Genomic DNA, 20993 nt, shown 5'->3' with positions numbered 1-20993 from the left:
GATGGCAGCCGACACCAGCGACGTAACGGCGGGCTTCGGGCAGGTCAGTCGCACCGCGGGTCGCGTGTTCCGCGCGCTCCTGCTTGCGGCGACCCTGTTCGGCATCGTGTTCGTGACGATCCTGCTGTTGTACGTCGCAAACGACGCGATCCAACCGCTGACCGCCGATCCGGGGTGGCATCTCACGTTCTTCCTCACGCTCGTGGTGCCGACCGCCGGCGTTGGCGCGTTCGTCTACCGGCGCAGCCAGGCCGCCTTCCAGACCGGCATGCTTGCGCTCGGGTTCGTGGCCGTCGCGTTGCTGTTCAGCGGCGGCGCGGCGATGCTGTTCATCGACATCGTGCGCCCGCTGACGTGGCTGGCGGTTGTGGTCGCACTGGCGGTGCCGGCCGCCATCACCGTCGGCGTGACCGCCTACGACCAGCGGCTGCCGTTCCTCGCACGGTTCGGCGTGACGACTGCGGCGTTCTATCTCTCGCTGTTCGGTCTGCCCGGCCCGCTGGGGACGGTTGCGTCCTGGCTCTCGCAGCTCGGGCTCCCCATCCCACTGGGAGCGACACTCGGCAGTGTGCGCCTCGTGCCCAGCGTGGTCGACGTGGTGTCCGGGGTGCCGGTTGCGCCGGCCCCGTGGCTGATGCTCGTGGCGACCGTCGGCGGCCCGATCGGGGTCGTCGCGGGCCACGCGGTGGCGCGAGACCGCGGGCGGCGGGCGCGCGTCGCTGCGAGCAGTGCGTTCCTCGCAGTCGTCGCGGTGGCCGGTGTCGTCGGCCCGGCGGTCGGCGTTACGCCGGTGCCGGCGGTGGTCGTCGCGGCGGTCGGGGTGGTGCCGCCTGCTGCGTACGCGGCCGACGTTGCGGTCAACGCCCCGCGCGAGCGGGTCGGACTGGCGGTGCCGGCGACCGTGATCGTGGGGTCGCTGGTCGGCGCCGGGATCGTGTCCGTCGTCGGCTTGGCCGGCCCGCAGTCGTGGGTCGACTGGGCGTTTCTGACGTCCGCGCACAGCACGAACGCCGAATCAGCCGGGTTCTACCCGTCGATCGGTGGGTCGATCCTGCTCATGCTGAGCGTCGCGGTGCTGGCGTTCCCGGTGGGCGTCGGCGCAGCGATCTATCTCGAAGAGTACGCACCGGACAACTGGCTGACGCGTGTGATCGACGTGAACATCTCGAACCTCGCGGGCGTGCCGTCGGTCGTCTACGGGCTGCTCGGGTTCGGGCTGTTCGTCACACACCTCAATCGGCCCGCGGGCACGGTGCTGATCGGCGGCGCGACGCTTGGCCTGTTGATCCTGCCGATCATCATCATCTCCGCGCGGGAAGCCATCCGGTCGGTGCCGGAGGCCCAGCGCGCGGCCTCCGACGGGATGGGAGCAACCAAGTGGCAGACCGTGCGCAACGTGGTGTTGCCGCGATCGTTCTCCGGCATCCTCACCGGCACGATCCTCGCGCTGGGTCGCGCCATCGGCGAGACGGCACCGCTGATCATGATCGGTGCGCCCACGATCAAGTTCTCGCTGCCCACGCAGGTCTCGGAGACGGTCACCGCGATGCCGTTGCAGGTGTACGCGTGGTCGAGCCTCTACGCGACCCCGGATTTCTACACCAAGGTGGTGCCGGCCGGTGTGGTCGTGTTGGTGACGGTGTTGCTCGCGATGAACTCCGTGGCGATCGTGCTCAGGAACAAATACCAATCACATGACTAACCAACGATGACCGAGAACACGGCGGAGACGGCCGACGAATCGAGCGACGGCGGTGTCACGGCGACCACCGGCGCGGCGACGACGACACCGACGACACCCCCCGAGCCGGTGATCAGAGCCAGGGATCTGGACGTGTTCTATGGCTCCGAGCGCGCGCTCGAAAGCGTCGACATCGACATCCCCGAACAGCAGGTCACGGCGATCATCGGGCCGTCGGGCTGCGGGAAGTCGACGTTCCTGCGGTGTATCAACCGGATGAACGACCGCATCGACGCCGCGCGCATCGACGGCGACCTCACGCTGCGCGGGACGAACGTCTACGACGCCGCCGTCGACCCGGTTGCGCTCCGGCGGCGGGTCGGAATGGTGTTCCAGGAGCCCAACCCGTTCCCCAAAAGCATCTACGACAACGTCGCGTACGGCCTCGAAATCCAGGACGTCGAGGGCGATCACGACGAGATCGTCGAGCAGTCGCTGCGGCGCGCGGCGTTGTGGGACGAGGTCAGCCACCAGCTTGACAGCTCCGGGGTGGCGCTGTCCGGCGGCCAGCAACAGCGGCTGTGCATCGCCCGCGCGATCGCGCCCGACCCCGAGGTGTTGTTGATGGACGAGCCCGCGAGCGCGCTCGACCCGGTGGCGACCAGCCAGGTCGAGGACCTCATCGAGGAGCTCGCCGAGGAGTACACCGTGGTGATCGTCACGCACAACATGCAGCAGGCCGCCCGCATCAGCGACAAGACCGCGGTGTTCCTCACCGGCGGCAAGCTCGTGGAGTTCGGGGACACCGACCAGATCTTCGAGAACCCCGAGCACCAGCGCGTCGAAGAGTATATCACTGGAAAGTTTGGGTGATACGTATGGCACGAGACAGCTACCAGGAGAAACTCGACACGTTGCGCGACGACGTCCTGTACATGAGCGAAGTGGTCACCGACCGGCTCCGGATGGCGTTGGAGGCGATGGCCCGGAAAGACGACGACGCCGCCTGGCAGGTCATCGACGGCGACGACGAGATCAACCAGCTGTATCTGGATCTGGAAGACGACTGCATCGACCTGCTCGCGCTCCAGCAGCCGGTCGCGGGCGACCTGCGACTGATCGCGTCGTCGTTCAAGATCATCACCGACTTGGAGCGCATCGGCGACCTGGCGGCGAACCTCGCGGAGTACACGCTTGACGCCGACCGGGACATGTTCCCCGAGGTCGACGTGCAGGCGATCGGCGACCGAACCATCGAGATGGTGACCGACGCGATGGCGGCGTACGCGAGCGCGGACGTCGAGGCGTGTTACGCGATCGCCGAGCGCGACGACGACATCGACGAGCGGTGTCGGAGCGCCTCACAGACGGTGATCCGTGATCTGATCGAGACCGAGATCGACGCCGCCACCGACGACGCCGAGATCGAGGCGCTGATGCAGGACGTTTCGCGGCTGCTGTTGACCGTCCGGGACCTCGAACGCGTGGGCGACCACGCCGTCAACATCTCGGCGCGAACGGTGTACATGGTCGACAACGACGACGAGCTGATCTACTAGCGACGGCCCCGTTAGAACGGCGCGTCGATGTCGGCGTCAAGCGCGGCGTCGTCGGCGGTCGTGTCGACGCCATCGGCGTTGAGTTCGTCCGCGAGGTCGCCGCGGTCGGCGAGCTCCGCGAGGATGTCGCTGCCGCCGAGGAACGACCCGTCGACGAACGCCTGTGGGGTGGTCTCCCAGCCGCTGTGGCGCTCCAGGGCGGCCCGGAACTCGTCGGTGCTCTGGAGGACGTCAACGGTGTGGACGTCCGGCCGGTAGTCGGAGATCAGTCGGATGGCGCGCTCGGAGAACCCACACTGGGGGGCGGCGGGCGTGCCCTTCATGAACAACACGACCTCGTTGTTCTCGATGGCGGCGTCAACGATGTCGTCGACGGCGTCCTGTGCCATCGACGAGTCGAGCGGATCGAAGGCCATGTCCCACCGTCGGGGGGCAGCGAGGAAAGGCCTTGCTCTGTCAGTCGTCGCCGCTGCCAACGCGGATGACCTGCAACAGCGCTTCGATCGGCGTGCCGTCGACGTCACCGAGGCCTTGTTTGTCCGCGAGGACGCCACACGCCACCGGTGTTCCGCCGGCCTCTCGGACGGCCTGGATGGTTTCGGTGATCGTCGTGCCGGAGGTGACGGTGTCGTCGACCACGAAGCAGTCGCGGTCCTCGACAGACGCGAAGTTCCGGGAGAAGCTGCCACCGAGGTCGGCCATGTCGCCCTCGTCCCACTGGTGTTTGCGGGGCGTGTAGGTCGCCAGGTCGGTCCCGAGTTCGTTGGCGGTGGCCGTGGCGAGCGGAACGCCGGCCTTCTCGATGCCGACGACCAGATCGACGTCGTGGCTGTGATCTCGGAGCGCGTCGGCGAGCGCGACCCCGATGGCGGACAGCCGGGCGCCGGCTTCGCCGATGGTGCTCCAGTCGACGTGGACGTCTCGGGGGCTGTCGTCGGTGTCGGTGGCGGCGACGGACGCGTTGGTGTCGGCGCGCTCGACGAGCCACGACGCGGTTTCCCGGGAGACGTTGAGTTCGTCGGCGATTTCGCCGCGGGAGAGGCCGCGGTCCGCGAGCGCTGCTGCGTCGTCGATGAGGTCGTCGACGTTCTTCATCGGGTGTCGAATTGAACGGCCGTCTTGATGGAGGTTTCGCCGTCCCGGAACGCGTCCGCGAACGCTGCGGTGTCGTGGACGCCGGTGACGATGGCGTCACACAGCCAGTCGGGGAGGGCGGCCAGCGTGTCGGCGGCGGCGCGGAAGTGGCGGGCGTTGGAGTTGACGCTGCCGACCACCGCTTTGTTCTCCAGGACGAGGCTGCGGTGGAGGTCGCTGCCCGGGACTTCGAACGTCCAGCCGGCGGCGGGAACGCCGAGGAGGGCAGCGACGCCAGCGGGGGCGAGCGCGTCGATGGCGTCGAAGGCGTGTTTCGCGTGCCCGGTGGCTTCGTACACCATGTCGACGGGCTGGTGGGCGGCGGGGATGTCGGCGACCGGCGTGGTGCGGGAGTCGATGTAGGTCGCGCCGAGTCGCTCGATGATGTCGATCGTCGGGTCGGGGCGGCTGCGGCGGCCGAGACAGTAGAGCGTCTCGGTGTCGTCGCGGGCGGCGAGGATGGCGAGCGTGAGCAGGCCGAGCGAGCCGTTGCCCAACACGAGCGCGGAGTCCGGCCGCCAGTCGAACGCCGACCGCGAAGCGAGCGCGAGTTCGATCGCTTTCTCGGCGACCGACACCGGTTCCGTGAGGAAGCCGTGGGCGGCAAGCGAGTCGGGGAGCGCGACGAGCGCGTCCGCGGGGCTGGTGAAGTAGTCGGCCATGAACCCGTCGGCGCCGTCGATGCCGCGCTCGACGTACGTGCCGGGAGCCGCCATGTCGGGTTGGCCGCGGTCGAACTGCGGGGTGGGGTCGCCCCGCGGTCGGCGCACGGTCGGCGCGACGAGTTGGCCCGCGGAGAACCGGGTGTCGGTCGGATCCGCGACGACGCCGATGGCTTCGTGGCCGAGCACGAGCTCGTCGGCGTCCTCGGGGAAGCCGCCGTGGGTGCCGGCGATCACTTCGTGGTCGGTGCCGTCGACGCCGACGCGGAGCGTGCGCACGAGCACCGAGCCGGGTGTTGGGTCCGGACGGGGCCGGTCGACCAGCCGTGGTGTGCGGTCGGCCTTCGAGACGACGATTGCGTCCATGGTGGGTGTGTTCTCCGTGGACGAATTAAACGGGTGGGACTGTGGGCGGCGGCGGGGGTTGAAGTGGACCCCAGCCCTCGGTCCGGCATGCAGCTGCACGACCGGTTGTACACGCTCTACGACGAGTTCGACACCGAGAGCCTGCGCGCCCACCAGGAGTTCGTGGACCTCGCGCCGCCAGTCGATTCGCCGGTTGCACTGCAGTACTGGGAGTCAGCAAGCGACGAGCTGGCGGCGCACAAAGACGAGATCAGGGCGGCGTTTCCCGCCCACGACGCGTTCGCCGACGTGGCGGCGCGGGCCACCCGCGACCAGGCGTTCACCGCCCTGGACCTCTACGGCAAGTACGGGCGGGCGGTCAACGTGCTGGTCTTGGACGTCGACGAGACGCTGCGGTCGGCGGGCAGCACCGACAACGAGATCCCGCGGGCCACGCTGCATCTGCTCACGGAGTTCCACGAGGCGGGCGTCCCCATCGTCATCTGCACGGGCCAGACGCTGGAAAACGTCAAGGGGTTTTTGAGCCAGGGGTTGGGCAACGAGCTCGTGCATTCCGGGCGGCTGTCGGTGGTGTACGAGGCCGGGACGGGCGTGTTCACGCCGGGCCACGGCGCGGACACGAAGCGGCTGCTGTACGAGGACCTCGGCGACGACGTGCGGGGCGTGTTCGACGACGTGCGCTCGCGGGTGCACACGGCGGCCCCCGAGGACATCCGGCGGGGGTGTCACCTCCAGGGTAACGAGTTCAACGTCACGCTCAAGCCGAACTACGAGACCGGCAGCGAGCGCGCCCGCGGGCTCATCGACAGCGCGCTCGTGCATCTGTTGGGGTTGCTGGCGGACTGCGTGGGCGCGGACCCGGCGGCCGTGCGGGCGTACTACGCGGACGCCGACCCCGAGATCGCGGCGGTCGTCGCGGCGTCCTCGGCCGCCGTCGGCGACGCCGACGCGCTCGGCGAGGCGGCGGCCGAAACGCTGTCGCGGATCGACGTGGGGTATTACGAGGGGGACGCCGCCGAGATCGCGTCCCGGGAACTGAACAAGGTGGTTGGGGTGCAGGCGGCCCTGGACGTGCTCGGGGTGGCGGATCCGTTCGCGCTCGTGATGGGGGATTCGAAAAGCGACCTGCGGGTGATGGAGCACGTCGACGACCACGACAGCGGCATCGCTGCCGCACCCGAGCACGCCTCGACGCGCGTGCTGGAGCACGTGGCGACGACCGACGAACTCGTCTTCGACGCCGGCGCGGCGGACGAAATCCTCCGGACGGCGTGGGCGCTGGCGCAGTTCGCGTAGCGTGCGTGGCCCGCGGCGCTTATGCTGGTCGCCGCACACCACACACGCATGCCAACGCACGCGCCGGCCCCGGGCAGCGGGGACCCACTGGGACTGCATGGCGTCGTTCCGCCGGTTGTAACCGCCTTCGACGCGGACGAGGGCCTCGACGCCGACACCACCGCCGACCACGCCCGCATGGTCGTGGATGCGGGCGTACATGGGGTGTTCCCGCTGGGGACGAACGGCGAGTTCCCGCTGTTGACCCCGAGTGAGCGCGACCGCGTCGTGACTGCGGTCGTCGACGAGGTCGGGGGCGAGGTGCCGGTCATCGCGGGCGTCGGCGCGCCGTCCACGCGCCAGACGGTCGCCCACGCCGAACACGCCGCGTCGGTCGGTGCCGACGGGGTCGTGGTCGTGACGCCGTTCTACTATCCGCTGGACGGCACGGCCGCCGTCGAACACTACCGGCGGGTGGCGGCGGCCGTCGACTGCCCGGTGTACGTCTACCACATCCCGTCGAAGACGGGCAACGAGCTGTCCCTGGAGACGCTGGCGGCGCTGGCGGAGATCGACGCCCTGGCGGGGGTCAAAGACTCCTCGAAGGACGTGCCGTGGCTGGGGCAGGCCGTCGACGCCCACCCCGAGTTGACGTTCCTGGCGGGCTCGGACTCCCTGCTTGCGCCGGGCTTGGACGTGGGCTGTGCGGGGCTGGTGTCGGCCGTCGCCAACGTCGCCCCGGAGCTGGTGGTGGGGCTGTACGAGGCCTACGACGAGGGCGACCGCGAGCGCGCCAGGGCGCGCCAGTCCACCGTCTACGAGGTGCGGGCAGCGCTCAAGCGCGGCCCCTACATGGCGGGCGTGAAGGCCGCCCTGGGGCTGCGGGGGTTCGACGCCGGGCCGCTGCGGTCGCCGCTGCGCGGGCTGGACGACGACGACCGGGCCGCGCTCGAAGCGGACCTCGCCGACCTGGGGCTGCTGTGAGCAGGAGTTTTACACCGTGGCGGGCGAACGCGCAGCCATGAGCGAGGACTACGCGGACCTCCACGATCCGAACGCGGAGTACACCATGCGCGAGCTGTCCGCCGAGACGATGGGCGCGGACAGCGGTCGCCCCGCACCGCGGGATCTCGAAATCACGGACGTCCAGACCACGATGGTGGACGGGAACTTCCCGTGGACGCTGGTGCGCGTCTACACCGACGCGGGCGTCGTCGGGACGGGGGAAGCCTACTGGGGGGCCGGCGTCCCCGAACTCATCGAGCGCATGACGCCGTTCGTCGTGGGCGAGAACCCCCTTGACATCGACCGGCTGTTCGAGCACCTCGTCCAGAAGATGAGCGGTGAGGGCTCCGTGGAAGGCGTCACGGTGACCGCGATCTCGGGCATCGAGGTCGCGCTCCACGACCTCGCCGGGAAGGTCCTGGGCGTCCCCGCCTACCAGCTGCTCGGCGGGAAATACCGCGACGAGGTGCGGGTGTACTGTGACTGCCATACGGCGGCGGAGGCCGACCCCGAGGCGTGCGCCGACGAGGCCGAGCGCGTGGTCGACGATCTCGGCTACGACGCCCTCAAGTTCGACCTGGACGTCCCCAGCGGGCTGGAGAAGGACCGCGCGAACCGCCACCTGCGCCCGGGCGAGATCCGGCACAAGGCCGACATCGTGGCGGCGGTCACGGAGCGCGTGAGAGACCGGGCTGACGTTGCCTTCGACTGCCACTGGACGTTCTCCGGCGGGAGCGCCAAGCGCCTCGCGGCGGAGCTTGAGGCGTACGACGTGTGGTGGCTCGAAGACCCGGTACCCCCCGAGAACCTCGACGTCCAGGCGTCCGTAACCGAGTCCACGGCGACGCCCATCGCGGTCGGGGAGAACCGGTATCGCGTGACGGAGGCGCGCCGCCTCATCGAGAACCAGGCCGTCGACATCGTCGCGCCCGACCTCCCCAAGGTCGGTGGGATGCGGGAGACGCGGAAGATCGCGGACGTGGCGAACCAGTATTACGTTCCGGTGGCGATGCACAACGTCGCCTCGCCGGTGGCGACGATGGCGAGCGCGCACGTCGGGGCCGCCATCCCGAACGCGCTGGCCGTCGAGTACCACTCCTACGAACTGGGCTGGTGGAGCGATCTCGTCGCAGAGGACGTCATCGAGGACGGCTCCATCGAGGTGTCCGAACGGCCGGGACTGGGCATCACCCTGGATATGGACGCCGTCGAGGAACACATGGTCGACGGCGAAACCCTGTTCGACGAGGCGTGACCGCGGCGCGCCGGAACAGCGATCAGCAGACCGACTTGGCGTCGACGCCCATCCCGTTGAGGGCGGCGACGTACTCCTGGTAGGCGGCGTCGACGGCGTCGGCGGCGGCATCGGCGGCGCGCGCCCAGTCGTCGTCGCCGTCGCAACACGACGCCAGCGCGGCGGCGGCGTCGGCGGTGTCGGCGCTGGTGTCGCGTCTGAGGTCACGGAACAGGTCCGCGCGGTCGTGGGCGGCGTCGTTGACGAAAAAGCCCACGAACTGCGCGAGCGTGCGGTCGGCGACCAGCCCGCGGCCGACCACCGCGCCGAGGCGGGTGGTGTCGTCGGGCCGCTCGCGGAGGTAGTCGTGGATCGCGCCCGGGTCGGCCGCCGTGTCGGCGTCGTCGGCGTCGAGCGCCGCCGTGACCCGGTCGTAGTGGTCCCGTTCGGTGGCGGCAAACGAGTTGCAGGCGGCGGCTGCGGCGTCGGTGTCGGCGGCGGCGGCGAGCGCGTCGAAGGTGTCGGCGGCGGCGGCCTCGCTGGCGGCGGCGCGCGCGAGCACCGTCGGCGTGGTGAGGTCCGCGCCCGTGATCGCAACCAGGCGCTTGGATGACCCCAGGCGGTCGAGGGCGGTGCGTGTGCGGTCCGCGACTGCGTCCGGGAAACGCTCGGCGTTCATGGGGTGGGTTGGTCGCCGGTGAACGTGAGCTTTTGCCCCCAGGCGATGTAGGGGCGCGTATGCCTGCACCCACGGTGTCGGTTCGTGATCTCTACAACTGGCTCCAGGCGGACCGCGAGGTAGACGTGCTCGACGTTCGTGACCGCGCGGAGTTCGACGCGTGGTGCGTCGACGGCCCCGGCGTGACGGCGCGACACACCCCCTACATGGAGGTCGTCGCCGCCGGTGTCAGCGGCGACGCAGCGAGCGTGGTTCCGGACGGTCTCAGGGAGCCGGTGGTCGTTGTCTGTGCGGTCGGTGAGGCCAGCGCGGAGGTCGCCGAATCCCTCCGCGCGGAGGGCGTCGACGCCGTGAACCTGGAGGGCGGAATGGACGCCTGGGGGGCGTTCGTCACCAGCCACGACCTCGGCAACGGCGTGGTGCAGTTCGAACGCCCGTCGAGTGGCTGCCTGTCGTACCTGCTCGTGGACGGCGACGCGGCGGCGGTCGTGGATCCGCTGGCGGCGGCCGTCGACGCCTACGTCGAGGCGGCGGCCGCCCGCGACGCGACGATCACACACGCCATCGACTCGCACGTGCACGCCGACCACGTGTCGGGCGTGAGGGGGCTGGCCGACGCGACGGCCGCCGCGCGCGTGCTCCCGGCCGGCGCGACCGAGCGCGGCCTGGCGGTGGACGCCGACGTGCTCGCGACCGACGGGGACGAGATCGCGGTCGGCGACCGCACGCTCGGGGTCACGCACGCCCCCGGACACACGTCCGAACACCTCGTGTTCTCATGGGGCGACGACCTCCTGACGGGGGACTGCCTGTTCTTGGACGGTGTCGGCCGCCCCGACCTGGAGGACGCCGACGCGGCCCGCGAGCTCGCGGGCCGCCAGTACGACACGCTCGGGGCGCTGACCGCGACCGCGGACGAGCGGCGGGTGATGCCCGGCCACGTCACCCCATCGACGACCCACGACGGACGCGACGGCGGGGTCGTGGGGTCGCTGGCGGCCGTTGCGGCGGAGCTGTCGATGCTGGATCTGGATCGAGCGGCGTTCGTCGATCACGTGACCACCGGGCTGCCGCCGCGGCCCGCGAACGACGAGGCGATCGTGGCGGTGAACCTCGGCGAGACGGCGATCGACGAGGACACCCTGGCGTTGGAGCGGGGGCCGAACAACTGCGCGGTGTCGGGTGACTGAGCTCAGTCGTCGTCGGCGGCGGCCTGGTCGGCGACCGCAGCCTCCTCCTCGATGCTGGGCGGATACTTCCCGCGGTCGAGTACGAGATCCGTCTGCGGGCGCGCCATACACGTCAGGGCGTACTCGTCGGCTTCCGCGTCGGTGAGGCCGCGGGCGGCCGGCTGGGTGACATCGCCCGATTCGATTTTCGCGGAGCACGCCAGACACATGCCGACCCGACAGGAGTACTCCTGGGCGATGCCCTCCCGCAGACACGCCTTCAGGATCGTTTCGGTGTCCGACACCTCGATGGTTTCGCCGGTGCCGGCGAACTCCACGGTGTACTCGGTCATACGGCCCACGCTTGCAGGAGTGTGGACAAAACGCTTTCCACCCTGCGAGCGCGGGCCGTCGGTGTCGTCATAAAGAGTTTTGCTCGCGGACGGCAACTCGCGAGTATGCCTGCTCACGAGTACGACGTCGTCGTTGTTGGCGCTGGAACCGCTGGCTGCTATGCCGCGGCGACGGTCGCCGACGCGGGCTACGACGTCGTCGTTGTCGAGCGGAAATCGGCGTCGGAAGCCGGGCACATCGCGTGTGGGGACGCCCTCAAGGGCGCGGACAACTTCCCCGATGTGATCCCGAAATCCCAACTCGAACCCGCGTTCACGAACACCGGCGTCGACCACGGCCGGTTCGAGATCCCCCGCGAGGACACCGTCCTCAACATCCCCGTCCCGGGGGAGCTTGCGGTCATCGACCGCCGGGAGTACGGCCGGTGCGTGATCGACGGTGCCGAGCGCACCGGCGTCACGTTCAGCTACGACACCGTCGTGGAGTCGGTCATCCAGGACGACGACGGCCGGGTCACGGGCGTCACCGGCATCCGTGACGGGCGCGGCCACGAGTTCACCGGCGACATCGTGATCGACGCCGCGGGGTCGCTGTCGATCCTCCAGGACAAAGTCGACGTGTCGGGGGCGACCTTCGACACGAACGTCTCGTACTCGCAGTTCTGTTCGGCGTACCGGGAGATCGTGGAGGTGCCCGAGCCCGTCGAGTGGGACGACGCGCTCGTGTTCAAGCCGACGGATCGCGCCGCCGGCTACCTCTGGTATTTCCCGCGCACGGACACGGAGATCAACGCCGGGCTGGGGTTCCAGATGACCGAGGAGCCGATGACGCTGGTCGACGACCTGAAGGCCGACCTCCAGCAGCGCCCCGAGTTCGAGGGGGCCGAAGTCACCGACAAGCTCGGGGCGGCGCTGCCGACGCGGCGGCCCTACGACTCCGCGACGGCACCCGGGTTCATGGCGGTCGGGGACGCCGCGGGTCACGTCAACCCGACGACCGGCGGCGGCATCGCGGGCGCGGCGTACGCCGGCACCTACGCCGGCGAGCGCGCGATCCGCGCCGCCGAAACCGGCGACGTGTCCGAATCGATGCTGTGGGAGTACAACGAGCACGTCATGGACCACTTCGGCGCGCGGTACGCCGCCCTGGACGTCTACAACATCATGTCGACGGCCATCGACGTCGACGACCTGATGGGGCTGTTGGCGGCGCTGCCCGGCCAGAAGCTGGCCGAAGCGCTCTACGACGGCAGCACCCAGTTCGGGCTCAAGCTCAAACTGGTGACGGCGCTGAAGTCCTTCGGGTACTGGTCGGAGATCATGGATTTCTACCGCGCGAAACAGCAGGCCGACCGGCTGCTCGATCACTACCGGGCGTATCCGAGTTCCCCCGACGGGCTCGCCGACTGGCAGGCCCGCCGCGACGACATCATGCAGTCAGTGTACGACGTGACGGGCGCGGACGCCAAATACTGACGAGGGGCGTCAGGGCCGCGTCTCCGCGACCCGCGTGATCGCGGTGGCGAGCGCGCCGACGCCGATCCGAAGCGACTGCTCGTCGACGTCGAACGTCGGCGTGTGGTGGCCGCCGGGGTGGTCGGTGCCGACACAGACGTAGCACGCCATGCCGCCCGTGTTCTGGACGCGACGCATGAGGTAGGTGGCGTCCTCGCTGCCGCCGAGGGCGTCGCTGTCGAGGACGGAATCAACGCCGGCCCGGTCGGCAGCGACCGCCCCGAAGCAGGCTGCGAGCTCGCGGTCGCTTTCCGCGCTCGGGGCTTGCCCCTCGGTCGCCGTTTCGACGGTGCAGTCGTGCATCTCCGCCGCCGACCGGACGACGCGGTCGGCGTGTGATTTCATGTACTCCATCAGCGCCGTCGTTTCCCCGCGCACCTCCCCCTCCAGGAAGGCGCTGTCGGGGACGATATTGGGTGCCGTGCCGCCACCGGCGCGGCCCGCGTTCACGCGGGTTGCGCCGCCGTCGTGGCGCGGGATCGCGTGGAGGTTCTGGATCGCCGTCGCCATCGCCTGGATGGCGTTGCGGCCGTCCTCGGGGTGGGAGCCGGCGTGTGCGCCGGTCCCCGTGAAGTCGGCGCGCAGGTGGCTGACCGCGAGGAAGCCGTCGACGCCGGCAACCACCTCCCCGGTGGGGTGATCCAGGCCCAGGTGCACGGCGTACAGATAGTCGACGTCGTCGAGGTGGCCGCTCTCGGCGATTGGTTTGCCGCCGCCGGCGCGCTCCTCGGCGGGCTGGAAGACGACCTTCAGCGTGCCCTGGAAGTCGCTGTCGGCGACCGCCGCGAGCACGCCGACGCCGATGGTGGCGTGGCCGTCGTGGCCGCAGGCGTGCATGCAGCCGTCGTGCTCGGATCGAAACCCCGCGGCCGCGGGGTGGTGGTCGTCAGCCTCGCTTTCCGTGACGTACAGCGCGTCGATGTCCACGCGCAGCCCCACTGTCGGGCCTTCGCCGCGGTCGAGGACCGCGATCGCGCCCGTGTGGCCGCCCGCCATCGAGTCGAGCAGCGCCTCGTCGACGCCCGCGTCCCGGGCGGTTGCCCGCCAGTCGGCGAGCGTGTCGTCGTCCGGCACCGCCATGCGCGCGTCGGACGCCACGGCCTGCGGGCCGACGTGGAGTGTGTCGACGCCGATGTCCTCGCAGGCGTCGACGACGCGAGCGGTCGTCTGGAACTCACACCACGCCGGCTCGGGGATCCCGTGGAGGTCGCGTCGGAGTCGAGTCAGCACCGCAGGATCAGTGTAGTCCATACGGTATGTGGCGTCCGGTGACAGTTTAAATGTGGGAGTCGCTCAGAGGCCCAGTAACATATTTCCCGCTGCCAGGGAATTAGCAACCGTAGCAGAATGAGTACTGACCAGACGGACGGGTTCGATGGGGGAGTGTCTGCGGGGGACGACTCCGAGCCCGAAATCGACTTCTACGGCGGCAAACTGGCGAGCGCGTTCCCGCTCGTCTTCTTTGTTGTATGGGCGATCGTACAGAGCGGCGTGCTCCGAGTCAGCGACACCACAGGACTCGTGGCGGGAATGCTGGTGGCGCTCATCTTCGGCATGTTCCTCGTGAAGGGATCGTGGGCCGGATACGCGAACACGATCTTCGCGGGGATGACCCAGCGGGTCGCGGCCACCGCGATCGTCGCGTGGCTGTGGGCGGGCATGTTCGCCGAAACCATCCAGACGGGGCAGTTCGTCTCCGGGCTGGTGTGGGCCGCGGAGGCGGCCGGCATCGGCGGCGCGGTGTTCCCGGCAGCGACGTTCATCCTCGCGGGGCTGCTGGCGACCGGCATCGGCTCCGGGTACGGGACCACCGTCGCGTTCACCGCGCTGTTCTTCCCGGCGGGGGTCGCACTCGGCGCGAACCCCGCGTTGCTGTTCGGGGCGATCCTCTCCGGCGCGGTCTTCGGGGACAACCTCGCGCCGGTCAGCGACACCACCATCGTATCGGCGGTCACGCAGGACGCCGACATCGGCGGTGTGGTGGCGTCCCGATTCAAGTACGCGGGCGTCGCAGCCGTGCTGTCGTTTGCCGCGTACCTGGGTGCCGGCGCGGTGATGGACGGCATCTCGGTTGCGGGCGACGCGAGCGCCATCCTGGGGTCGAACGTCGGGCCCACTGGCCTCCTGCACCTGCTGTCGATGGCCACGGTCATCGGCACCGCCATCGCCGGCCGCCACATCGTCGAAGCGATCTCCTGGGGGATCGTCGTGGCGTTCGTGTTGAACGTCGTGTTCGGGCTGGCGGACGTCTCGGAGATGCTGGTGTTCCGCGCCAGCGACAGCCTCTGGATCGCACGCGAGCTCTCCGTGCTGCCGTTCGTCGAAGCCATCAACACCAGCCCCGAGGGCGTCACCAGCAGCGTCGGTGGCAGCCTGTACGCTGGTGCGCAGGGGTTTTTCCCCCTGATCGTGCTCGTGTTGCTAATCGTGGCCGGCGCACAGATCATGATCCGCGGGGGCGGCTTCCGCGCGATCCAGGACTTCCTGCTTGAGTCGGTGGCCACGACGGTGCGACGCGCCGAACTCACGATGGTGCTTGGCACCGCGTTCGTGAACTCCATGATTACGATCAACACCGCCGCCGAGATCGCGATCGCGCCGTACATCGCGCGCCTCGGCGAACGATTCAACATCAACAGCTACCGGCGTGCGAACATCCTGGACGCGAACACGAGCGCGCTCGGGTACATCTTCCCGTGGTCGGGTGGCGTGCTCGTCGGCTACGCAGCGCTGGCGGACCTGCCCACCAAGTACGACTGGTTCACCCGGGGAATGGTGGTCGACCCCACTGAAGTCGTGCCGTTCGTCTTCCACGGGTGGCTGCTCGTGGGGGTGTTCGTGTTCTCGGCGCTGACTGGCTTCGGCCTGGAGTACATCAGTGACCGCGAGAGCGAGGAGGTGGCGCGCGCATGAGCATCCTCGAGAAGTACCTGGCGGGGTTGACGTTCCGGTCGAACACGCCGCGCTTCGATGCCGGCGACGAACTGGAGCTGTTCGTCACGGGGCGCGCGGACGGCGCGCACGTCGTGCGCGTCGGTGATTCGACACTGCGGTTGGACGGCGCGCCCGCGGACGCGCTCGACACGAAAGTACGACTACGGGTCACGGGCTTCGACACCGACGACCACGTCGGCGAGGCCGACTACCTCGAAACGGTCGGCGAGAGCGCGTTCTAAGCGGCGCGTTTCTTTTTTCGGGCGGCCCGAAGACCGAACGCCAGCCAGCGCTGCCGCTGGTCGAGTGGAACAACGGGAACCAAGGCGGGCGGCCTCAGACGGAGGACCCGAGTGGCTCGATGCGCTCGACTTCGGCCTCAACGTGGACGCTGGCCGGGAAGTCCCGCTCCATGATGTCGCGGGCGAGGTCGTCGTGGCCGTGCAGTTCGACGCGGCGTCGGTAGACCGTGTACTGCCAGTCGTTGGTTTTCTCCGCGGGATCGCCGCCGAGACGGGCGTACAGCGGCACGCGGATCTCGGCCGGAGCGTCGGAGTGTGGGCCCTTGAGTCGAGCGCCTTTTCGTCGACACGTTTCCTTGATGTCGGAGACGACGGCGTCGAGCGCCGTTCGGTCCCCGCTTTCCAGAGAGAGTTTTGTAACGAAGGTCATCGCTGGGGGTGCTACCCCTGAGTGAGGTGACCCACCGTGTTAAACCGTGTGTTTGATCGTGGCGGCGTGCGAGCCACCCCCACTCCGACATTGACTTAACGGCCGCTGCACTACCGGACCGTAATGACGGTCGAAGCGACCAGCGCCGGCGCGATCCTGTTCCGCGACACGCGGGACCGGCGCGAGTACCTCCTCCTGAAGAGCCGTCCCGGGGACTGGGAGTTCCCGAAAGGCGGCGTGGAGGGGGACGAGGAGCTCCAGCAGACGGCGATTCGAGAGGTACAGGAGGAAGCCGGGATCGAGGATTTCCGCCTCGTTGACGGCTTCCGCGACGAGTACGACTACGTGTTCGAGGCCAACGGTGACCGGATCCACAAGACGGTGCATCTGTTCATCGCGAAGTCCTTCGAGGCCAGCGCGGAGCTGTCCAACGAACACTCGGACCTGCAGTGGCGCGACTACGACCAGGCGGTCAACACCATCACCCAAGATGGCCCCCGGGAGATCCTCGAAGACGCCCACGTGTTCATCGACGAGGACGCCGACATCTGACCGCCGCCCGGCGGTCGGCCGACGCACAGTCCGGACAGCGACCAGCCGCGGGGCCGCCGGCGCGCCGAAAGACAGACGCCGGTCCGCGACCGCAGTCCAGCCGTGACCGTCGGCCACGAGTTCGGCTTCGAGCTGCGAGTGTGCGCGTGGGCGGAGGCGTGTTGGCGGCCCGAGCGCGACGGCGCGCCACGGATCGTCGCGCGCCAGCTCGGGACGAAGCGGCGGCGCTGGGACACGATCGTCGTGGAGGTCGACCCCGAGGGACTCCGCCGGCGCGCGCAGTTCGGCGCGCAGCGCCTCGACGCCGACCTCCTGCACGTCGTCCGGCACGCGCCGACGGACTGGGCGTTCTACCGGGACGCGCTCCCCACGCCGGAGTATCCGTGGCGGTACGTGCGGGAGGCCGTCCACCGGGCGAGCGACCGCGGCATCCTGGAGACCCGACGGGACGGCAACAAAATCGAGATCCGGCGGGCGATGGCGTACCCGGAGTGGGTGCGCCGGATCGTCGCCATCGAGAACAAGCCGGACCTCGACGCGTCGGCGGCGGACGCGCTGACCACACAGCTCCGGCGGGACGTGGCGCTGGGGCTCGCCGACGAGGTGTGGGTGGCGACGGCCGACGACGCGGCGGGCGGCGTCCAGCGCGCGCTGCTGGCGGACCTCCCGGTGGAGGCCGGGATCCTGGTGTTCGACGACGACTGGACGGCGACGGTGGAGTGGCTGCCCCACGGGCTGGCCACGGCGGCGTCGGGCACGCGGCTCACCAGCCGGCCGGCCGACGGTGCCGACCGGCCGGCCACCGGCTTCGAGTACGTCGATGCCGACTGGAAGGCACACACGCGCCTGGCGATCGCGGAGCGCGCCTTCGAGCGCGGCTGGCGGTCGTACGTCGACACGATGCGGCCGGACTGCCGGCAGTTCCGGCTTGTCGACGGCGCGCACGGCTACGTGCCGGCGTGCGCGGCGAAAGCCCGCGAGCAGTCGGCGGCCGAATGCGGGGGGTCGTGTGCCGACTACGAGCCGGAGCCGCCGGGGTGGCGACAGCACGGCTGGCCGATCGAGGGCGGGCCTGGGGCGACGGTGCAGGCGGTGCTCGCCGACCGGCGGCAGCGCCGCCGCGAGTGACCGGCGTCAGTCGTCGGCGACGGTGACCTCCTGGCGGGGGACGGCCAGCCGGAAGGTCGGCACGGTTCGGTTCTCCACCTCGATGATGCCTTTGCGCTTGAGCGTCTGGAGCGCGCGCCGCACACCCCCGGCGTCGAGGCCGTCGGCGTCCGCGCCGTGTTCGTCCTGGACGGCGTGGAGCACCGAGACGACGCTCTGGGAGCGGTCCTCGGGGCCGGCGATGACGTCGAACACGAGGCGCTCGGTGTCGGACATGTGAACGGCGGGCGCCTCGTCGGCGTCGTCGCCCACGAGCGTCGACGCTTCGGCGGTCGCGCGGATCATCGAGTCCTCGTCGCGGTAGTAGTACTCCCGCAGGTGGGATTCGAGGTATTGGTGGACGGCGCTGCCGGAGTCCAACCCCCAGCGGTCCTGGAGGTCGCTGTTCTTCGTTGGCTGGAGCGCCACGAGGTCCGCCAGGCGCTCGTGGGCCTCCGCGGAGAGTGTCATGTGGCGTCGTTCGGGCAGCCGGTATATTGGATTTGCGAACCGGACCCCGGAGCCTTTTGCCCGGGGGCCGCGTGCCCACTGTCATGAGCGACACCGTTGCGCTTGCGGTCGACGACGGCGTTGCAACGATCACGATCAGCCGCCCGGACAGCCTGAACGCGTTGAACGTGGCGACGCTGCACGCGCTGCGTGACACCCTCGACACCGCCGAGTCGGAGGGCGCGCGCGCCGTCGTGCTCACCAGCGCCGGCGACGACGCGTTCATCGCGGGCGCGGACATCTCACACATGGTGGAGATGGACACCGCGGAGGCGCAGGCGTACGCCGAACTCGGGCACAGCGTCGCCGACGCCATCGAGTCGTTCCCGGCACCGGTCGTCGCCGCGATCGACGGGTACGCGTTCGGCGGCGGCATGGAGCTGGCGCTGGCCTGCGATCTGCGGGTTGCGAGCGAGGACGCGATCCTCGGGCAGACCGAGATCGACATCGGCATCATCCCCGGCTGGGGGGGCACCCAGCGCCTGCCCCGGATCGTCGGCGACGAGACCGCGCGCCGCATGATCTACTTCGGCGACCGGCTGAGCGCCGCGGACGCCAGCGAGCACGGCCTCGTCGGCGAGGTCGTGCCGGCGGCGGAGATCGACGACCACGTGGCGTCGCTGGCGCGCGATCTCGCCGCCCAACCCGCGGCGGCGATGCGCGCCGCCAAGGACGCCATCAACACCAGCCACGAAACGACCCTGTCGGCGGGCCTGGAGTTCGAGGCGCGGACCTGGGCGGGCCTGTTCGGGAGCCACGACCAACAGGAGGGCATGCAGGCGTTCCTCGAAGACCGCGATCCCGACTTCGAGTAGTCAGTCACCCGTCGACGCCGAGACCGCCGTGGCGTCCGGGACGGTTTCGTACACCTGCGTGTAGACGACGGCTAGCGCGAGCGCCGCCAGCACGCCCCCGATGAGGAACGGTGTCGCGAGGCCGTACGCGGCGAGGAACCCCGACGCCAGCGGCCCGATCGCGGTGCCGAGTCCGAACCCCATCGTGAGCACCGCCAGCGTGCTCCCGGATTCGCCGGCACCCGCGAGGTCGCCCGCGACCGCAAGCGACGGCGCGAACACCGCCGCGACGGCGATCCCCTGCACGAAGCGCGCGAGGATCATGGTGGCGGGGGTCGGCGCGTAGCCCTGCGCGATCGTGGCGGGGATCAGGATGATGAACCCCGCGATGATGAACGGCCGGCGGCCGTAGGTGTCGCTGGCGGTGCCGATGGGCACCTGGAACATGACGTTGGCGAGCGTGACCGCGCCGAACTCCGCGCCGAACAGGATCGACGACTGGTCGAGTTTGCCGTTGATCTTGGCTTCGAGGGTTGCGAACATCGCGATGCAGATCCCCATGGCGACGGTGGCGATGCCGAGCGCGAACACGGGGTCGAGGACGGCGTCGTCGCCACGCACCGCGATCGAGAGGTCGTCGCCGGCGTCCGCGCCGTCGGTGTCGGGTTCGTCGACGGTGAGCTCGACGAGCACGAAGCTCGTGAGCGCGCCGGCGGCGGCGACGCCGAACGCGGCGTTGAAGCTGAACACTTCGAGCACCACGCCGGCGATGATGGGGCCGAACCCGAACCCGATCAGGCGGAAGGTGTTGAACACGCCGAAGTTGCTGCCGCGGGTCTCGGTGGTGCCGAGTTCGCTGACCAGCGCGACCGTGGCGGGCACCGTGAGCGCCGCGCCGATGCCCTGGAGCGCGCGCAACACCAACAGGAGCCGGTAGTCGGAGACGAACGCGTACGCGCCGGACGCGAGCGCGAGCAACACCAGGCCGCCGAGAATGAACGGCTTTCGAACGCCCGTGCGGTCCGAGAGCCGGCCGGTGAACGGTTGCAGGAAGCTGTTCAGGAAGCCGAACGTCGACAGCACGATCCCGATGAGGAGCGCCGGCGTGACCGTCAGCACGGAGACCCCGGCGACCGACAGCGGCCCGGTCAGCGAGTCGACGGCGACGTATCCTTCGCCGATGTACGCCGGCAGTAAGACGATGAGAAACGAGTTCCCGAGCGCGTCGGCCATGCGTGCGAGTGCGAGCGTGAGCACGCGCCGATCCGTATCCAACAATCCCATTGTGCGTGTACTCGGGTTCCCGGCGTTTGATGCTTCGGGACCGGGCAGGCAGTGTGTCTGGTCGGCGCTGAAACACGACGCTTAACTGACCCGCGGTGCTAGCCGGGGAGCATGGAGTTCTGCGACGACTGCGGCTCGATGATGAAAGCCGACGACGAGCTGTGGGTATGCAGCAGCTGCGGGCACAAGCAACCCAAGGACCCGTCGGCGAGTTTCGTCGTCACCGAAGGCCAGGAGGAGACCGAGGTCGTCGACGTCAGCGACGCCCAGGACCGCGGCCTGCCGACGACGAGCGTCGTCTGCCCGGACTGTGGCAACGACGAAGCCCACTGGTATATGCAGCAGATCCGGTCGGCCGACGAGTCCGAGACGCGGTTTTTCATCTGCACGGAGTGCGAGCACCGCTGGCGCGAAGACGACAACTAGGCGGCCGTTGTGTGGCTAGTTTTTCGACGACGAAACACGCGCC

General features: G+C 69.6%; 23 protein-coding genes. 14 read left to right on the top strand and 9 right to left on the bottom strand.

What is annotated here, in order from left to right; all coding sequences use genetic code 11:
* Position 1: 1 nt before the first annotated feature.
* The 3 genes from pstA to phoU are packed head-to-tail and all read left to right on the top strand — an operon-like array spanning position 2 to position 3240.
* Entirely contained in the window at positions 2-1702 is a 1701-nt protein-coding gene (gene pstA / locus JRZ79_RS14885) for a phosphate ABC transporter permease PstA (protein ID WP_205252453.1), read from the top strand.
* 6 nt (positions 1703-1708) lie between these two features.
* On the top strand, positions 1709-2554 hold the full coding sequence (gene pstB, locus JRZ79_RS14880) for a phosphate ABC transporter ATP-binding protein PstB (protein WP_010902290.1): 846 nt from the start codon (positions 1709-1711) through the stop codon (positions 2552-2554).
* Positions 2555-2559: 5 nt separating this feature from the next.
* The gene (phoU, locus tag JRZ79_RS14875) at positions 2560-3240 is read left to right on the top strand and encodes a phosphate signaling complex protein PhoU (RefSeq protein WP_205252452.1); all 681 of its coding nucleotides are present in this window, start codon (positions 2560-2562) and stop codon (positions 3238-3240) included.
* An 11-nt stretch (positions 3241-3251) separates the two neighbouring features.
* Here the strand turns inward: phoU and JRZ79_RS14870 are convergent, their stop codons facing one another.
* Genes JRZ79_RS14870 through JRZ79_RS14860 form a run of 3 tightly spaced genes read right to left on the bottom strand, consistent with a single transcriptional unit; the run spans position 3252 to position 5402 of the window.
* The gene (locus tag JRZ79_RS14870; protein WP_205252451.1) at positions 3252-3656 is read right to left on the bottom strand and encodes a glutaredoxin; all 405 of its coding nucleotides are present in this window, start codon (positions 3654-3656) and stop codon (positions 3252-3254) included.
* Positions 3657-3696: 40 nt separating this feature from the next.
* Positions 3697-4335: a transcriptional regulator GfcR gene (gfcR, locus tag JRZ79_RS14865; protein ID WP_205251498.1), complete on the bottom strand. Its 639-nt coding sequence runs from the start codon at positions 4333-4335 to the stop codon at positions 3697-3699.
* The gene (locus tag JRZ79_RS14860; protein WP_010902286.1) at positions 4332-5402 is read right to left on the bottom strand and encodes a glucose 1-dehydrogenase; all 1071 of its coding nucleotides are present in this window, start codon (positions 5400-5402) and stop codon (positions 4332-4334) included. Before JRZ79_RS14860 ends, gfcR begins: the two co-directional genes overlap by 4 nt.
* A gap of 87 nt (positions 5403-5489) precedes the next feature.
* Between JRZ79_RS14860 and JRZ79_RS14855 the strand changes: the two genes are divergently transcribed.
* The 3 genes from JRZ79_RS14855 to JRZ79_RS14845 are packed head-to-tail and all read left to right on the top strand — an operon-like array spanning position 5490 to position 8937.
* On the top strand, positions 5490-6698 hold the full coding sequence (locus tag JRZ79_RS14855) for an HAD hydrolase family protein (protein WP_010902285.1): 1209 nt from the start codon (positions 5490-5492) through the stop codon (positions 6696-6698).
* 48 nt (positions 6699-6746) lie between these two features.
* Entirely contained in the window at positions 6747-7661 is a 915-nt protein-coding gene (locus JRZ79_RS14850; protein WP_205252450.1) for a dihydrodipicolinate synthase family protein, read from the top strand.
* A 37-nt stretch (positions 7662-7698) separates the two neighbouring features.
* Positions 7699-8937, top strand: a complete 1239-nt coding sequence (locus tag JRZ79_RS14845) for a mandelate racemase/muconate lactonizing enzyme family protein (protein WP_205252449.1) — start codon at positions 7699-7701, stop codon at positions 8935-8937.
* Between the two features lie 22 nt (positions 8938-8959).
* Here the strand turns inward: JRZ79_RS14845 and JRZ79_RS14840 are convergent, their stop codons facing one another.
* The gene (locus tag JRZ79_RS14840) at positions 8960-9595 is read right to left on the bottom strand and encodes a rubrerythrin family protein (RefSeq protein ID WP_205252448.1); all 636 of its coding nucleotides are present in this window, start codon (positions 9593-9595) and stop codon (positions 8960-8962) included.
* Between the two features lie 59 nt (positions 9596-9654).
* Between JRZ79_RS14840 and JRZ79_RS14835 the strand changes: the two genes are divergently transcribed.
* A complete protein-coding gene (locus tag JRZ79_RS14835; protein ID WP_205252447.1) occupies positions 9655-10785 on the top strand; it encodes an MBL fold metallo-hydrolase in 1131 nt (376 codons plus the stop codon).
* A 2-nt stretch (positions 10786-10787) separates the two neighbouring features.
* Here JRZ79_RS14835 and JRZ79_RS14830 read toward each other — a convergent pair whose 3' ends face one another.
* Complete coding sequence (locus JRZ79_RS14830) at positions 10788-11117, bottom strand: 2Fe-2S iron-sulfur cluster-binding protein (RefSeq protein ID WP_205251493.1); 330 nt, start codon at positions 11115-11117, stop codon at positions 10788-10790.
* Positions 11118-11222: 105 nt separating this feature from the next.
* On the opposite strand from JRZ79_RS14830, the gene JRZ79_RS14825 reads away from it, so the two are divergent.
* Complete coding sequence (locus JRZ79_RS14825; protein WP_010902279.1) at positions 11223-12593, top strand: geranylgeranyl reductase family protein; 1371 nt, start codon at positions 11223-11225, stop codon at positions 12591-12593.
* 9 nt (positions 12594-12602) lie between these two features.
* Here JRZ79_RS14825 and JRZ79_RS14820 read toward each other — a convergent pair whose 3' ends face one another.
* The gene (locus JRZ79_RS14820; RefSeq protein WP_205252446.1) at positions 12603-13883 is read right to left on the bottom strand and encodes an amidohydrolase; all 1281 of its coding nucleotides are present in this window, start codon (positions 13881-13883) and stop codon (positions 12603-12605) included.
* Positions 13884-13979: 96 nt separating this feature from the next.
* Here JRZ79_RS14820 and JRZ79_RS14815 point away from each other — a divergent pair, with 96 nt between their 5' ends.
* Together JRZ79_RS14815 and JRZ79_RS14810 are read left to right on the top strand one after the other, a co-directional pair.
* Positions 13980-15545: a Na+/H+ antiporter NhaC family protein gene (locus tag JRZ79_RS14815; protein WP_010902277.1), complete on the top strand. Its 1566-nt coding sequence runs from the start codon at positions 13980-13982 to the stop codon at positions 15543-15545.
* On the top strand, positions 15542-15808 hold the full coding sequence (locus tag JRZ79_RS14810; RefSeq protein ID WP_010902276.1) for a hypothetical protein: 267 nt from the start codon (positions 15542-15544) through the stop codon (positions 15806-15808). Before JRZ79_RS14815 ends, JRZ79_RS14810 begins: the two co-directional genes overlap by 4 nt.
* Before the next feature lie 94 nt (positions 15809-15902).
* Here the strand turns inward: JRZ79_RS14810 and JRZ79_RS14805 are convergent, their stop codons facing one another.
* Positions 15903-16238, bottom strand: a complete 336-nt coding sequence (locus tag JRZ79_RS14805) for an uS10/mL48 family ribosomal protein (RefSeq protein WP_205251491.1) — start codon at positions 16236-16238, stop codon at positions 15903-15905.
* Positions 16239-16361: 123 nt separating this feature from the next.
* Here JRZ79_RS14805 and JRZ79_RS14800 point away from each other — a divergent pair, with 123 nt between their 5' ends.
* Positions 16362-16790, top strand: coding sequence for a bis(5'-nucleosyl)-tetraphosphatase (locus JRZ79_RS14800; RefSeq protein ID WP_010902274.1), 429 nt, complete (start codon positions 16362-16364; stop codon positions 16788-16790).
* A 102-nt stretch (positions 16791-16892) separates the two neighbouring features.
* Entirely contained in the window at positions 16893-17918 is a 1026-nt protein-coding gene (locus tag JRZ79_RS14795) for a DUF5787 family protein (protein ID WP_205252445.1), read from the top strand.
* A gap of 6 nt (positions 17919-17924) precedes the next feature.
* On the opposite strand, the gene JRZ79_RS14790 is transcribed toward JRZ79_RS14795, so the two are convergent.
* Positions 17925-18407, bottom strand: coding sequence for a DUF5797 family protein (locus JRZ79_RS14790; protein ID WP_205252444.1), 483 nt, complete (start codon positions 18405-18407; stop codon positions 17925-17927).
* An 83-nt stretch (positions 18408-18490) separates the two neighbouring features.
* On the opposite strand from JRZ79_RS14790, the gene JRZ79_RS14785 reads away from it, so the two are divergent.
* Entirely contained in the window at positions 18491-19261 is a 771-nt protein-coding gene (locus tag JRZ79_RS14785) for an enoyl-CoA hydratase-related protein (protein WP_136361091.1), read from the top strand.
* Here JRZ79_RS14785 and JRZ79_RS14780 read toward each other — a convergent pair whose 3' ends face one another.
* On the bottom strand, positions 19262-20524 hold the full coding sequence (locus JRZ79_RS14780; RefSeq protein WP_010902270.1) for an MFS transporter: 1263 nt from the start codon (positions 20522-20524) through the stop codon (positions 19262-19264).
* Between the two features lie 111 nt (positions 20525-20635).
* On the opposite strand from JRZ79_RS14780, the gene JRZ79_RS14775 reads away from it, so the two are divergent.
* Complete coding sequence (locus JRZ79_RS14775) at positions 20636-20950, top strand: transcription factor S (RefSeq protein ID WP_205251488.1); 315 nt, start codon at positions 20636-20638, stop codon at positions 20948-20950.
* Positions 20951-20993: the final 43 nt, after the last annotated feature.

The organism is Halobacterium sp. BOL4-2, from assembly GCF_016917835.2.
In the GTDB taxonomy this organism is placed as follows: domain Archaea; phylum Halobacteriota; class Halobacteria; order Halobacteriales; family Halobacteriaceae; genus Halobacterium; species Halobacterium salinarum.
This window is presented reverse-complemented; position numbering and strand designations above follow the sequence as displayed.

Coding starts and splice junctions, on each gene's coding strand:
- JRZ79_RS14790 (WP_205252444.1), bottom strand. CDS start 18,407: ATGACACTCTCCGCGGAGGCCCACGAGCGCCTGGCGGACCTCGTGGCG.
- JRZ79_RS14860 (WP_010902286.1), bottom strand. CDS start 5,402: ATGGACGCAATCGTCGTCTCGAAGGCCGACCGCACACCACGGCTGGTC.
- JRZ79_RS14870 (WP_205252451.1), bottom strand. CDS start 3,656: ATGGCCTTCGATCCGCTCGACTCGTCGATGGCACAGGACGCCGTCGAC.
- JRZ79_RS14820 (WP_205252446.1), bottom strand. CDS start 13,883: ATGGACTACACTGATCCTGCGGTGCTGACTCGACTCCGACGCGACCTC.
- JRZ79_RS14785 (WP_136361091.1), top strand. CDS start 18,491: ATGAGCGACACCGTTGCGCTTGCGGTCGACGACGGCGTTGCAACGATC.
- JRZ79_RS14850 (WP_205252450.1), top strand. CDS start 6,747: ATGCCAACGCACGCGCCGGCCCCGGGCAGCGGGGACCCACTGGGACTG.
- JRZ79_RS14840 (WP_205252448.1), bottom strand. CDS start 9,595: ATGAACGCCGAGCGTTTCCCGGACGCAGTCGCGGACCGCACACGCACC.
- phoU (WP_205252452.1), top strand. CDS start 2,560: ATGGCACGAGACAGCTACCAGGAGAAACTCGACACGTTGCGCGACGAC.
- JRZ79_RS14810 (WP_010902276.1), top strand. CDS start 15,542: ATGAGCATCCTCGAGAAGTACCTGGCGGGGTTGACGTTCCGGTCGAAC.
- pstB (WP_010902290.1), top strand. CDS start 1,709: ATGACCGAGAACACGGCGGAGACGGCCGACGAATCGAGCGACGGCGGT.
- JRZ79_RS14845 (WP_205252449.1), top strand. CDS start 7,699: ATGAGCGAGGACTACGCGGACCTCCACGATCCGAACGCGGAGTACACC.
- JRZ79_RS14855 (WP_010902285.1), top strand. CDS start 5,490: ATGCAGCTGCACGACCGGTTGTACACGCTCTACGACGAGTTCGACACC.
- JRZ79_RS14805 (WP_205251491.1), bottom strand. CDS start 16,238: ATGACCTTCGTTACAAAACTCTCTCTGGAAAGCGGGGACCGAACGGCG.
- gfcR (WP_205251498.1), bottom strand. CDS start 4,335: ATGAAGAACGTCGACGACCTCATCGACGACGCAGCAGCGCTCGCGGAC.
- pstA (WP_205252453.1), top strand. CDS start 2: ATGGCAGCCGACACCAGCGACGTAACGGCGGGCTTCGGGCAGGTCAGT.
- JRZ79_RS14780 (WP_010902270.1), bottom strand. CDS start 20,524: ATGGGATTGTTGGATACGGATCGGCGCGTGCTCACGCTCGCACTCGCA.
- JRZ79_RS14830 (WP_205251493.1), bottom strand. CDS start 11,117: ATGACCGAGTACACCGTGGAGTTCGCCGGCACCGGCGAAACCATCGAG.
- JRZ79_RS14825 (WP_010902279.1), top strand. CDS start 11,223: ATGCCTGCTCACGAGTACGACGTCGTCGTTGTTGGCGCTGGAACCGCT.
- JRZ79_RS14835 (WP_205252447.1), top strand. CDS start 9,655: ATGCCTGCACCCACGGTGTCGGTTCGTGATCTCTACAACTGGCTCCAG.
- JRZ79_RS14775 (WP_205251488.1), top strand. CDS start 20,636: ATGGAGTTCTGCGACGACTGCGGCTCGATGATGAAAGCCGACGACGAG.
- JRZ79_RS14815 (WP_010902277.1), top strand. CDS start 13,980: ATGAGTACTGACCAGACGGACGGGTTCGATGGGGGAGTGTCTGCGGGG.
- JRZ79_RS14800 (WP_010902274.1), top strand. CDS start 16,362: ATGACGGTCGAAGCGACCAGCGCCGGCGCGATCCTGTTCCGCGACACG.